Here is a 12580-nt window from a genome sequence, read left to right on the forward strand (position 1 = left end):
GTGTGACTTTTCGACCCTGCGAGATTATGCCAGTATGGAACGCAGCCTTTTGGCCATGTTGAGCGTTGTCGGGAGCAAGTGTGAGCAGCAAAGTAGAGCAACTGCGTGCGCAGTTAAATGAACGAATTCTGGTGCTGGACGGCGGCATGGGCACCATGATCCAGGGCTATCGTCTGAGTGAAGACGATTTCCGCGGCGAGCGCTTTGCCGACTGGCCTTGTGACCTGAAAGGGAACAATGACCTGCTGGTGTTAAGCAAACCGTCTGTTATCAGGGATATCCACAACGCTTACTTCGAAGCGGGTGCGGATATTGTTGAAACCAACACCTTCAACTCGACAACCATCGCCATGGCGGATTACCAGATGGAATCCCTGTCGGCGGAGATCAACTTTGAAGCGGCGAAGCTGGCGCGCGCCTGCGCCGAAGAATGGACGGCCCGTACGCCGGACAAGCCGCGCTACGTAGCCGGGGTGCTGGGCCCAACCAACCGCACCGCGTCGATTTCTCCGGACGTCAACGACCCGGCGTTTCGGAACATCACCTTTGACCAGCTGGTTACCGCCTACCGCGAGTCGACCAAAGCGCTGGTGGAAGGCGGTTCCGATCTGATCCTGATTGAAACCGTATTCGACACCCTCAACGCTAAAGCCGCGATTTACGCGGTGAAAGAGGAGTTCGAGGCGCTGGGCGTCGACCTGCCGATCATGATTTCCGGCACCATCACCGACGCCTCGGGGCGCACGCTTTCCGGCCAGACAACCGAAGCGTTTTATAACTCCCTGCGCCACGCCGAAGCGCTCTCCTTCGGCCTGAACTGCGCGCTGGGGCCGGACGAGCTGCGCCAGTACGTGCAGGAGCTTTCGCGCATCGCAGAGTGCTACGTCACCGCCCACCCGAACGCCGGTCTGCCGAACGCGTTTGGTGAGTACGATCTGGATGCCGACACCATGGCGGCGCAAATCCGCGAATGGGCCGAATCTGGTTTCCTCAACATCGTCGGCGGCTGCTGCGGCACCACGCCTGAGCATATCGCCGCCATGAGCCGCGCCGTCGCCGGGCTTCCACCGCGCAAGCTACCCGAGCTTCCGGTAGCCTGTCGTCTGTCCGGCCTGGAGCCGTTGACCATCGGCGACGACAGCCTGTTTGTGAACGTGGGTGAACGTACTAACGTTACCGGTTCTGCGAAGTTCAAGCGCCTGATCAAAGAAGAGAAGTACAGCGAAGCGCTGGACGTTGCCCGCCAGCAGGTAGAAAGCGGCGCGCAGATTATCGATATCAACATGGACGAGGGGATGCTTGATGCCGAAGCGGCAATGGTGCGTTTCCTCAACCTGATTGCCGGTGAGCCGGATATCGCCCGCGTGCCGATCATGATTGACTCTTCCAAATGGGAAGTCATCGAAAAAGGGCTGAAGTGCATTCAGGGCAAAGGCATCGTTAACTCCATCTCGATGAAAGAGGGCGTCGATACCTTTATCCACCACGCGAAGCTGGTCCGTCGCTACGGAGCCGCCGTGGTGGTGATGGCCTTCGATGAAGTGGGCCAGGCCGATACCCGCGAGCGCAAGATTGAGATTTGCCGCCGCGCGTACAAAATTTTGACCGAAGAGGTGGGCTTCCCGCCGGAAGACATCATCTTCGACCCGAACATCTTCGCCGTCGCGACCGGCATCGAAGAGCACAACAACTACGCCCAGGACTTTATCGGCGCGTGTGAAGACATTAAACGCGAGCTACCGCATGCGCTGATCTCCGGCGGCGTGTCAAACGTGTCGTTCTCGTTCCGCGGCAACGACCCGGTGCGTGAGGCGATCCACGCCGTATTCCTCTACTACGCCATCCGCAACGGGATGGACATGGGGATCGTCAACGCCGGCCAGCTGGCAATTTACGACGATCTGCCAGCCGAGCTGCGCGACGCCGTAGAAGACGTGATCCTCAATCGTCGTGACGACACCACCGAACGCATGCTGGATCTGGCGGAAAAATACCGCGGCAGTAAATCTGACGAATCAGCCAACGTTCAACAGGCCGAATGGCGCTCCTGGGATGTGAATAAGCGTCTGGAATACTCGCTGGTAAAAGGCATTACCGAGTTTATCGAGCAGGATACCGAGGAAGCGCGTCAGCAGGCCGCCCGTCCGATTGAAGTGATCGAAGGGCCGCTGATGGACGGCATGAACGTGGTCGGCGATCTGTTCGGCGAGGGCAAAATGTTCCTGCCGCAGGTGGTGAAATCCGCCCGCGTCATGAAGCAGGCGGTGGCGTATCTGGAACCCTTTATCGAAGCCAGCAAAGAGAAGGGCTCCAGTAACGGTAAAATGGTCATCGCCACCGTGAAGGGCGACGTACACGACATCGGCAAAAACATCGTTGGCGTGGTGTTGCAGTGTAATAACTACGAAATTATCGATCTTGGCGTGATGGTCCCGGCGGATAAAATCCTCAGGACCGCGCGCGAAGTGAATGCGGATCTGATTGGTCTTTCCGGGCTGATTACGCCTTCGCTTGACGAAATGGTCAACGTGGCAAAAGAGATGGAGCGCCAGGGCTTTACCATTCCACTGCTGATTGGCGGGGCAACCACCTCGAAAGCCCACACGGCGGTGAAAATCGAGCAGAACTACAGTGGGCCGACGGTGTATGTTCAAAACGCCTCGCGCACTGTGGGCGTGGTCTCCGCGCTGCTGTCCGACACCCAGCGCGATGACTTTGTCGCCCGCACCCGCAAAGAGTATGAAACCGTCCGCATTCAGCATGGACGTAAGAAACCGCGCACGCCGCCGGTTTCGCTTCAGGCGGCGCGCGATAACGATCTGGCGTTCGACTGGTCCAGCTATACGCCGCCGGTCGCACACCGTCTGGGCGTGCAGGACGTGACGGCCAGCATCGAAACGCTGCGTAACTACATCGACTGGACGCCGTTCTTCATGACCTGGTCGCTGGCGGGCAAATATCCGCGCATTCTTGAAGATGAGGTGGTGGGCGAAGAGGCGAAGCGCCTGTTTAAAGATGCTAACGACATGCTCGACAGGCTGAGCGCAGAGAAAGCCCTCAACCCGCGCGGCGTGGTGGGGCTGTTCCCGGCGAACCGCGTGGGCGACGATGTGGAAATCTACCGCGATGAAACCCGCACCCACGTGCTGGCCGTGAGCCACCACCTGCGCCAGCAAACCGAGAAAGTGGGCTTTGCCAACTACTGCCTGGCGGATTTCGTCGCACCGAAACTCTCCGGTAAAGCCGACTATATCGGCGCCTTTGCCGTAACTGGTGGTCTGGAAGAAGACGCGCTGGCGGATGCGTACGACGCGCAGCACGATGATTACAACAAAATCATGGTGAAAGCGATCGCCGACCGTCTGGCGGAAGCCTTCGCTGAATATCTGCATGAACGCGTACGTAAGGTGCACTGGGGCTACGCGGCGAATGAGAATCTCAGCAACGAGGAGCTGATTCGCGAAAATTACCAGGGCATTCGTCCGGCGCCGGGGTATCCGGCCTGCCCGGAACACACCGAGAAGGGCACTATCTGGAAGTTGCTGGACGTCGAAGCGCATACCGGCATGAAGCTCACCGAGTCGTTCGCCATGTGGCCGGGCGCGTCCGTTTCCGGCTGGTACTTCAGCCATCCGGACAGCAAGTACTTCGCCGTGGCGCAGCTTCAGCGCGATCAGATTGAGGATTACGCCCTGCGTAAAGGCATGAGCGTGTCAGAGGTGGAACGCTGGCTGGCGCCGAATTTGGGCTACGACGCAGACTAACGTCACTTTTCCTTACAACAAACAGGGCACCGCTATGGTGCCCTGTCTCTTTCTTACGTTTAAACCCTTATACTGAACCTCAGGAAAACGAATAACGATAAGGAGGAATACCTACCGTGTTGACGTTGTTACACCTGCTCTCCGCAGTCGCACTGCTGGTATGGGGCACCCATATCGTTCGTACCGGTGTGATGCGCGTGTTTGGCGCACGTTTACGTACCGTTCTCAGCGGCAGCGTTGAGAAGAAGCCGCTCGCCTTCTGCGCGGGTATTGGCGTCACGGCGCTGGTGCAAAGCAGCAACGCCACCACCATGCTCGTCACCTCGTTCGTGGCGCAGGATCTGGTGGCGCTCGCCCCGGCGCTGGTGATTGTCCTTGGCGCCGACGTCGGTACCGCGCTGATGGCGCGTATCCTGACGTTCGATCTCTCCTGGCTGTCGCCACTGCTGATTTTTATCGGCGTCATTTTTTTCCTCGGCCGTAAGCAAAGCCGTGCCGGGCAGCTTGGCCGCGTCGGTATTGGCCTCGGGCTGATCCTGCTGGCACTGGAGCTGATTGTGCAGGCTGTCACGCCGATCACCCAGGCCAACGGTGTGCAGGTCATCTTCGCCTCGTTAACCGGCGATATTATGCTGGATGCGCTGATCGGCGCGGTATTCGCCATCGTCAGCTACTCCAGCCTGGCAGCGGTCCTGCTGACGGCGACCTTAACCGCCGCAGGGGTAATTTCCTTCCCGGTGGCGCTGTGCCTGGTGATCGGTGCCAACCTAGGCTCTGGCCTGCTGGCGATGCTCAACAACAGCGCCGCCAACGCTGCCGCCCGCCGGGTGGCGCTGGGGAGTTTACTGTTTAAGCTGGTGGGTAGCCTGATCATTCTGCCGTTTGTGCACCCGCTGGCGAACCTGATGGATAATCTCTCTCTGCCGAAAGCGGAGCTGGTGATCTACTTCCACGTCTTCTACAACCTGGTGCGCTGTCTGGCGATGGTGCCGTTTGCCGCGCCGATGGCCCGCTTCTGCGAGCGGCTTATTCGTGATGAACCGGAGCTGGACGCGCGCCTTAAACCGAAGCATCTGGACACCTCGGTGCTGGATACTCCTGCGCTGGCAATCGCCAATGCCGCCCGCGAAACGCTGCGCATGGGCGACGCGATGGAAACCATGCTGGAAGGGCTGCAAAAGGTGATGCACGGCGAGCCGCGCGAAGAAAAAGAGCTGCGCAGGCTGGCGGACGATATCAACGTGCTCTATACCGCCATCAAGCTCTATCTGGCGCGGATCCCCCAGGACGAGCTGGCGGAAGAGGAGTCGCGCCGCTGGGCGGAAATCATCGAGATGTCGCTTAACCTGGAGCAGGCTTCGGATATTGTCGAGCGTATGGGCAGTGAAATCGCAGACAAATCCCTGGCCGCACGCCGGGCGTTTTCTGTTGAAGGGCTGAAAGAGCTGGAAGCGCTGCACGAACAGCTGGTCAGCAACCTGAAGCTGGCGATGTCGGTCTTCTTCTCCAGCGACGTGCCGAGCGCGCGCCGCCTGCGCCGCAATAAGCATCGTTTCCGCATCCTTAATCGCCGCTACTCACACGCCCACGTTGAGCGTCTGCACCAGCAGAACGTGCAGAGTATCGAGACCAGCTCCCTGCACCTGGGGCTGCTGGGGGATATGAAGCGTCTCAACTCGTTGTTCTGTGCGGTGGCGTACAGCGTGATGGAGCAGCCGGATGAAGACGACGAGCGGGATGAGTATTAATCCCCAGAGGGTTTGATTGTTAACCCAAGGCCCAATGCTTTCATGACCGCCAGCGTGGTTTTGAGCGTTGGGTTCCCCTTATCACTGAATGATCGATACAGTTGTTCTCGTGACAGGCCCGTTTGCTGGGAAATGGTCGACATCCCTTTCGCTCGGGCGATGACGCCCAGCGCTTTAGCAATGTACGCTGAGTCACCCGTCTCTAATGCATCAGCCATAAACACAGCGATTTCCTCGTCATCCAGCAGTGCGTTGGCTGGATCGTAGGGTGTTAATTTATGCATGCTCATTCACTCCTGCCATTGGGATACATTGCTCAGCATTTTTGCCATAAGTATGTCTCTGGCCTGGCTGCTTTTGTCACCACCACATAACAGCACGATGATGCAATTGCCCTGGTCCTTAAAATAGATCCTGTAGCCCGGGCCAAAGTGGATCCTCAGTTCACTGATACCTTCTCCCACAGGTCTAATGTCGCCCGCTAAGCCATTTGCCAGCCTAAAGAGGCGGGAGGCGATAATCGTCTTTGCCCGCCTGTCCTTTAAATTTTGCTCCCAGCGTCGGAAGGATTCTGTCTGAACGATCTCCTTCATATTACTCCCTGTGATTTATAAACTACAAGCAATTGTCTCTGGAGAGTAAAGCTAAAAGGAGTTAGCCCAAGGATAAATAGCCTGACGCTAAATCCTGAAAGCGTCTCGCAAACTAAAAAACCCGTCTCAGTAACCGTCGGCTAATCTTTTTTTCCAGCCCAAACCTAAGGTATATTTCGCCCTTCACAGGAGAAACTATGCTGCCAACTCAATCAACCCGATTAAACAAATACATTAGCGAGAGCGGGATCTGCTCACGTCGCGAGGCTGACCGTTACATTGAACAGGGTAACGTGTTTCTTAACGGCAAACGCGCCACCATTGGCGATCAGGTAGTGCCTGGCGATGTGGTGAAAGTGAATGGTCAGGTCATCGAACCGCGTGATGCTGAAGACCTGGTGTTTATCGCGTTGAACAAGCCGGTTGGGATTGTCAGCACCACGGAAGATGGCGAGCGGGACAACATTGTTGATTTCGTGAACCACAGCAGCCGTATCTTCCCGATTGGCCGTCTGGATAAGGACTCTCAGGGGTTAATTTTCCTGACTAATCACGGCGATCTGGTGAACAAAATTCTGCGTGCCGGTAACGACCATGAGAAAGAGTACATTGTTACGGTGAACAAGCCGGTCACGGACGAGTTCATCCGGGGAATGGGCGCAGGCGTGCCGATTCTGGGCACCGTGACGAAGAAGTGTAAAGTCAGAAAAGAGGCGCCGTTTGCGTTTCGTATCACGCTGGTGCAGGGCCTGAATCGCCAGATCCGCCGCATGTGCGAGTACTTCGGTTATGAAGTGACGAAGCTGGAACGCACGCGCATCATGAACGTCAGCCTGTCTGGGATCCCGCTGGGCGAGTGGCGTGACTTAACGGATGACGAGCTGATCGAGCTGTTCAAACTTATCGAGAACTCCTCGTCCGAAGCGAAGCCGAAAGCTAAAGCCAAACCGAAAACGCAGGCGATTAAGCGTCCGGTGGTGAAGGCACCGCAGGCGGAAGAGAAAGGGCGGGGCAAGCCGGGCAACGGAAAACGCTTTACCCAGCCGGGGCGCAAAAAGAAAGGGCGCTGATTAGCGCCTTCCACGGGTTGATGTGCTGGCGGACCAGGAAAAAGTCGCCTCTGCATCGGGTTTATAAGCCTGCTCTTTTTTCAGCTTGCGGGCTTTTTTCGCCGCGGCATCACGTTGCGCCATCAGTTTATCGATGTACTCTTTTTTAACCTGATTGGTTTCGGCGTTCGTCAGCGTGCGGCCATGCGCGATACGGGCGCGGTCGAGTAGCGTTTTCAGTTCGCGCTGCTCGGCTTCGGTCATGTCTTTCTGGGTCAAACGTGGTGTAGCCATTGCTGAAGCCTCCTGATGGGGAGGCTTCAGTGTAAAGCAAGCCGGGTCAATTAACCCTGTTTCACCGCATCTTTTTTCGGTTGGTCATCAATCGGCTTACCGGACCAGTATCCAGCTAACAGCGAACCGGACAGGTTGTGCCAGACAGAGAACAGCGCCCCCGGTAGCGCTGCCAGCGGTGAGAAGTAAATTTTACCCAGCGCCGCTGCCAGGCCGGAGTTCTGCATCCCCACTTCGATCGCCAGCGTGCGGCAGGTGGATTCGTCAAAGCCAAACAGCTTTCCGCCCCAGTAACCGCCCAGCAGACCAATAGTGTTATGCAGCACAACCGCGACGATCACCACAAAGCCCACCGAAGCAATGTGCGATGCGGAACCGGCTACCACGGCGCTGATAATGGCCAGTATGCAGACCATCGAAAACGCGGGCAGATACGGCTCAACCGCTTTCACCACCCGCGGGAAGAGATGGTGGATCACCAGCCCCAGCGCAATCGGGATCACCACGATTTGCAGGATGCTGAGCAGCATGCCCATCACGTCCACCTGGATATGCGCGTCCACATACAGGCGGGTTAACAGAGGCGTGGCAATCACGCCCACCAGCGTGGAAACGGACGAGATGGTGACGGAGAGCGCCACGTCGCCTTTCGCCAGATAGATCATGACGTTAGATGCCGTACCGCTGGCTACGCTCCCCACCAGCACCATCCCGGCGGAAAGGTCGGGCGGCATCTTAAAGGCCATCGCCAGCAGCCAGGCCGCGAGCGGCATCACCAGGTAGTGCAGGAAAATCCCTGCGGCAACCGGTGCCGGGCGAGACAGCACGCGTTTGAAATCGTCAATTTTCAGATGCACGCCCATGCCGAACATAATCAGCATCAGCAGCGTGGTGACCCACGGACCAATGCCCGTGAACGTGGCAGGAGTGTAATACGCGAGTACAGAGAGCAGCAGCGCCCATAACGGGAACAGCCGGGTGATAGCGGAGAGCATAGTGAATTCCTTGCAGTATTGTCGTGTTGTTTTGTTATAAAAAAGCCGGGTCTGTGCCCGGCTTATTGATATTGTTTATCGTGCTAACGAATTTTATTCAAACAAATTCTGATGAAGTTTCTGCACGACCTGCTCGGCCTGATCGGCAGGGACCAGGAAGCAGAGGTTGTAGCTGGACGCGCCGTAGCAAATCATGCGAATATTGAACGGGTCGAGCACGCCGAACACCTCTTTGCCCACGCCACAGGCGCGCGACAGCTTATTACCGATGATGGCAACCAGCGCCAGATCTTCTTCCACCTCCACGCGGCACAACTCGGAAAGCTCAATCAGCAGCGACTGCGTCAGCAGGGTGTCGCCGGTAGAGGTGGAGCCGGTGGTGTCGAGCGTCAGCGCGATGCTGACTTCTGACGTGGTGATCAGGTCCACGGAGATATTGTGGCGCGCCAGGATGCCAAACACTTCCGCCAGAAATCCACGGGAGTGCAGCATATTATGGCTGTGCAGGGTAACCAGCGTCTGCTTACGACGCAGGGCCAGCGCGCGGAACAGTGGCGGGTTCTCGGTTTTCTTGCAGACCAGCGTCCCGCCCGCCTTTGGATCTTTACTGGAGCCAACGAAGACCGGAATGTCGCTGCGCACGGCGGGCAGCAGCGTGGCCGGGTGCAGCACTTTCGCGCCGAAAGTCGCCATTTCAGCCGCTTCTTCAAAGGCGATCACGTCAATACGTTTTGCCGCAGAGACCACGCGCGGGTCGGTGGTGTAGATACCCGGCACGTCCGTCCAGATATCCACGCGGGTGGCGTGCAGGGCTTCACCCAGCAGGGCGGCGGTGTAGTCGCTACCGCCACGGCCCAGCGTGGTTGTGCGCCCTTTGGCTTCGCTGCCGATAAAGCCCTGGGTGATCACTATGCCTTCATCCAGGCGCGGGACAAGCTGCTGGTTAGTCAGCTCAGCCAGGGCTTCCACGTCCGGCTCGGCGCGGCCAAAGCGGTCGCTGGTGCGCATCACTTTACGCACGTCGAACCACTGCGCCTGAATATTGCGCTCGCGCATGATCTCAACGAACAGCAGTGTGGACATCAGTTCGCCGTGGCTGACCAGTTCATCGGTCAGTGCGCTGGAGGTGGCCAGCGACGCGGCTTCTGCCAGGGTGGTGATATTTTCCAGCAGGCGTTCCACTTCCTCACGAATGACGTTAGGGTTTTGCAGACGCTCGAGAATGTCGAACTGAATTTTGCGCAGTGCATCCAGCTTCACGAAACGCTCGGTCGCTTCCAGTCCTTCAGACAGGGAAACCAGCAGGTTCGTCACGCCGGCTGAGGCGGAAAGCACCACCAGGCGGGTATTCGGATCGGCCAGCACCACATCGGCGCTGCGGTTCATGGCATCGTAGTCTGCCACACTGGTGCCGCCAAACTTGGCGACCACAAAACTCGTCATAACAACCTCGTGTCAGGGAATGAATAGAGCGACCTTGGCACAAGAATGAAGCGAGAACAGGTGCAGGCGCAAAATACGGCCCTATAAATAAAATGCGGGGGAGGTCCTGTCAATGCTGGGATTATGCGGATTTTTCATGGGGGGGTACCCCTCAGAAACAGGACTTATAACAGGCCCATATTTTATGCTCCTTTTTCCCCCTTTTTGACCAACATTTCGCCACGCCGGAAGGGCGCGACAGCAGCTATACTTTTCGGGTCTTTTCACCTGCGTTTGATGCAGACCAGGGCAATGGCATAAAAACCATCACAATTTTTATTTGCAGGCGCTACAATCGACCGCAGTCACAATTCTCAAATCAGAAGAGTATTGCTATGAAAAACATCAACCCAACGCAGACCGCTGCATGGCAGGCACTACAGAAACATTTTGATGAAATGAAAGACGTCACCATCGCGGAACTGTTCGCGAAAGATGCCGATCGTTTCAGCAAGTTTTCCGCCACCTTCGATGACCTGATGCTGGTGGATTTCTCCAAGAACCGTATCACCGAAGAGACGCTGGCGAAGCTGCAAGATCTGGCGAAAGAGACTGAGCTGGCAGATGCCATCAAATCCATGTTCTCCGGTGAGAAAATCAACCGCACCGAAGACCGTGCCGTCCTGCACGTGGCCCTGCGTAACCGTAGCAATACGCCAATTATCGTAGACGGCAAAGATGTGATGCCGGAAGTGAACGCGGTGCTGGAAAAGATGAAAACCTTCTCTGAAGCGATCATCTCAGGTAGCTGGAAAGGCTACACCGGCAAAGCGATCACCGACGTCGTAAACATCGGTATCGGCGGCTCTGACCTCGGCCCGTTCATGGTGACCGAGGCGCTGCGCCCGTACAAAAACCACCTCAACATGCACTTCGTGTCCAACGTCGATGGGACTCACATCGCTGAAGTGCTGAAAAAGGTGAACCCGGAAACCACGCTGTTCCTGGTGGCGTCTAAAACCTTCACCACTCAGGAAACCATGACCAACGCCCACAGCGCGCGCGACTGGTTCCTGAAAACCGCGGGCGACGAAAAGCACGTGGCGAAACACTTTGCGGCGCTGTCCACCAACGGTAAAGCGGTGGGTGAGTTCGGTATTGATACCGCGAACATGTTTGAGTTCTGGGACTGGGTGGGCGGCCGCTACTCACTGTGGTCTGCGATCGGTCTGTCCATCATCCTGTCCGTGGGCTTCGACAACTTCGTTGAACTGCTCTCCGGCGCGCACGCGATGGACAAACACTTCTCCACCACCGCGCCTGAGAAAAACCTGCCGGTGCTGCTGGCGCTGATCGGGATCTGGTACAACAACTTCTTCGGCGCTGAAACCGAAGCGATTCTGCCGTACGACCAGTACATGCACCGCTTTGCGGCCTACTTCCAGCAGGGCAACATGGAATCCAACGGCAAGTACGTTGACCGTAACGGCAACGCGGTGGATTACCAGACTGGCCCAATCATCTGGGGCGAGCCGGGCACCAACGGTCAGCACGCGTTCTACCAGCTGATCCACCAGGGCACCAAAATGGTACCGTGCGATTTCATCGCCCCGGCGATCACGCACAACCCGCTGTCCGACCACCATCCGAAGCTGCTGTCTAACTTCTTCGCCCAGACCGAAGCGCTGGCGTTCGGTAAATCCCGCGAGGTGGTTGAGCAGGAATACCGTGACCAGGGTAAAGATCCGGCTACGCTGGAGCACGTTGTGCCGTTTAAAGTGTTCGAAGGCAACCGTCCAACTAACTCCATTCTGCTGCGCGAAATCACGCCGTTCAGCCTGGGTGCGCTGATTGCCCTCTACGAGCACAAAATCTTCACTCAGGGCGCTATTCTGAACATCTTCACCTTTGACCAGTGGGGCGTTGAGCTGGGCAAACAGCTGGCAAACCGCATTCTGCCAGAGCTGGGTGACGATAAAGCGATCGACAGCCACGACAGCTCCACCAATGGTCTGATTAACCGTTATAAAGCCTGGCGTGCGTAATAAATATGTCATGGACAATGCCGGCGATATGCCGGCATTTTTTTATCGGATAATTCCTGATGTCTGTTAGTTATCTCAAATTCTGAAGCTGAGTTTAATCCGAAAAAGACGGTAACCCCGTTAATTGCTGAGGTTTATTTTAAGAAAATACGGAGTGATGCTTTAATGTTCTTATATTATAACTGGTTGATTTATATTGATTATATATTTCCTTGATTCTTTTTTCCTTCCATTTTTAACCATTAGTCTGAAAACCTCATCCCTATTTACCCCCACGGTAAACCCACTGCTTTAGTTGTGTATACTCGAATCCGCCTGAATTTCTTTTCGGGCAAATCTCCATTCATTCATTGAAGGGAAATTGTTATGAAGAAAGTACTGTATGGCATTTTTGCCATATCTGCGCTTGCGGCGACGTCTGTCTATGCAGCTCCGGTCCAGGTCGGGGAAGCAGCAGGGTCGGCAGCGACGTCTGCGTCTGCGGGGAGTTCTACCGCAGCCAGCACCAGCGCCGTAAGTTCAGCCGTGGGTGTCGCGCTGGCGGCAACCGGTGGCGGTGATGGCTCCAATACCGGAACCACGACCACTACGACGACCAGCACCCAGTAATAACGGGTGTTTTAATCATAACCACACTTCGGTGTGGTTATTTCGCCCCTTCGGAGAAGAG

Annotated in this window: 10 protein-coding genes; 5 read left to right on the top strand and 5 right to left on the bottom strand. The window is 56.5% G+C overall.

Translation table 11 applies throughout. The features are described from left to right. The first annotated feature begins 80 nt into the window (after positions 1-80). The gene (gene metH / locus ACQG0T_RS01495) at positions 81-3764 is read left to right on the top strand and encodes a methionine synthase (protein WP_049013241.1); all 3684 of its coding nucleotides are present in this window, start codon (positions 81-83) and stop codon (positions 3762-3764) included. 116 nt (positions 3765-3880) lie between these two features. Continuing rightward, positions 3881-5512 (top strand): Na/Pi cotransporter family protein, encoded by a 1632-nt coding sequence (locus ACQG0T_RS01500; RefSeq protein ID WP_003860350.1) that lies wholly within the window; start codon positions 3881-3883, stop codon positions 5510-5512. On the opposite strand, the gene ACQG0T_RS01505 is transcribed toward ACQG0T_RS01500, so the two are convergent. Beyond that, positions 5509-5796 carry an addiction module antidote protein gene (locus ACQG0T_RS01505; protein ID WP_023295755.1) on the bottom strand — a complete coding sequence of 96 codons (288 nt, stop codon included), beginning with the start codon at positions 5794-5796 and terminating at the stop codon, positions 5509-5511. The genes ACQG0T_RS01500 and ACQG0T_RS01505 overlap by 4 nt on opposite strands. 6 nt (positions 5797-5802) lie before the next feature. Then, positions 5803-6105 carry a type II toxin-antitoxin system RelE/ParE family toxin gene (locus tag ACQG0T_RS01510; RefSeq protein ID WP_023295756.1) on the bottom strand — a complete coding sequence of 101 codons (303 nt, stop codon included), beginning with the start codon at positions 6103-6105 and terminating at the stop codon, positions 5803-5805. Positions 6106-6302: 197 nt separating this feature from the next. Here ACQG0T_RS01510 and rluF point away from each other — a divergent pair, with 197 nt between their 5' ends. Then, a complete protein-coding gene (rluF, locus tag ACQG0T_RS01515; protein WP_003860347.1) occupies positions 6303-7175 on the top strand; it encodes a 23S rRNA pseudouridine(2604) synthase RluF in 873 nt (290 codons plus the stop codon). On the opposite strand, the gene ACQG0T_RS01520 is transcribed toward rluF, so the two are convergent. From ACQG0T_RS01520 to lysC, 3 genes are all read right to left on the bottom strand, one after another. Beyond that, complete coding sequence (locus tag ACQG0T_RS01520; RefSeq protein WP_017382612.1) at positions 7176-7448, bottom strand: DUF3811 domain-containing protein; 273 nt, start codon at positions 7446-7448, stop codon at positions 7176-7178. A 50-nt stretch (positions 7449-7498) separates the two neighbouring features. Continuing rightward, positions 7499-8443 (bottom strand): ketopantoate/pantoate/pantothenate transporter PanS, encoded by a 945-nt coding sequence (gene panS / locus ACQG0T_RS01525; RefSeq protein WP_015570166.1) that lies wholly within the window; start codon positions 8441-8443, stop codon positions 7499-7501. 93 nt (positions 8444-8536) lie between these two features. Beyond that, positions 8537-9886 (bottom strand): lysine-sensitive aspartokinase 3, encoded by a 1350-nt coding sequence (gene lysC / locus ACQG0T_RS01530; protein ID WP_040117084.1) that lies wholly within the window; start codon positions 9884-9886, stop codon positions 8537-8539. Between the two features lie 374 nt (positions 9887-10260). Here lysC and pgi point away from each other — a divergent pair, with 374 nt between their 5' ends. Both pgi and yjbE read left to right on the top strand, forming a co-directional pair. Beyond that, positions 10261-11910 carry a glucose-6-phosphate isomerase gene (gene pgi, locus ACQG0T_RS01535; RefSeq protein WP_017382613.1) on the top strand — a complete coding sequence of 550 codons (1650 nt, stop codon included), beginning with the start codon at positions 10261-10263 and terminating at the stop codon, positions 11908-11910. A 366-nt stretch (positions 11911-12276) separates the two neighbouring features. Next, entirely contained in the window at positions 12277-12519 is a 243-nt protein-coding gene (yjbE, locus tag ACQG0T_RS01540) for an exopolysaccharide production protein YjbE (RefSeq protein WP_003860341.1), read from the top strand. Positions 12520-12580 lie beyond the last annotated feature (61 nt).

Origin of the sequence: Enterobacter cloacae complex sp. 302F9 (genome assembly GCF_050030335.1) — a bacterium.
GTDB lineage: Bacteria > Pseudomonadota > Gammaproteobacteria > Enterobacterales > Enterobacteriaceae > Enterobacter > Enterobacter hormaechei_C.

Bases quoted from the DNA above. Each gene is read 5' to 3' on its own strand.
- ACQG0T_RS01505 (WP_023295755.1), bottom strand. From the start codon at position 5,796: ATGCATAAATTAACACCCTACGATCCAGCCAACGCACTGCTGGATGAC.
- ACQG0T_RS01510 (WP_023295756.1), bottom strand. From the start codon at position 6,105: ATGAAGGAGATCGTTCAGACAGAATCCTTCCGACGCTGGGAGCAAAAT.
- rluF (WP_003860347.1), top strand. From the start codon at position 6,303: ATGCTGCCAACTCAATCAACCCGATTAAACAAATACATTAGCGAGAGC.
- ACQG0T_RS01520 (WP_017382612.1), bottom strand. From the start codon at position 7,448: ATGGCTACACCACGTTTGACCCAGAAAGACATGACCGAAGCCGAGCAG.
- panS (WP_015570166.1), bottom strand. From the start codon at position 8,443: ATGCTCTCCGCTATCACCCGGCTGTTCCCGTTATGGGCGCTGCTGCTC.
- lysC (WP_040117084.1), bottom strand. From the start codon at position 9,886: ATGACGAGTTTTGTGGTCGCCAAGTTTGGCGGCACCAGTGTGGCAGAC.
- pgi (WP_017382613.1), top strand. From the start codon at position 10,261: ATGAAAAACATCAACCCAACGCAGACCGCTGCATGGCAGGCACTACAG.
- yjbE (WP_003860341.1), top strand. From the start codon at position 12,277: ATGAAGAAAGTACTGTATGGCATTTTTGCCATATCTGCGCTTGCGGCG.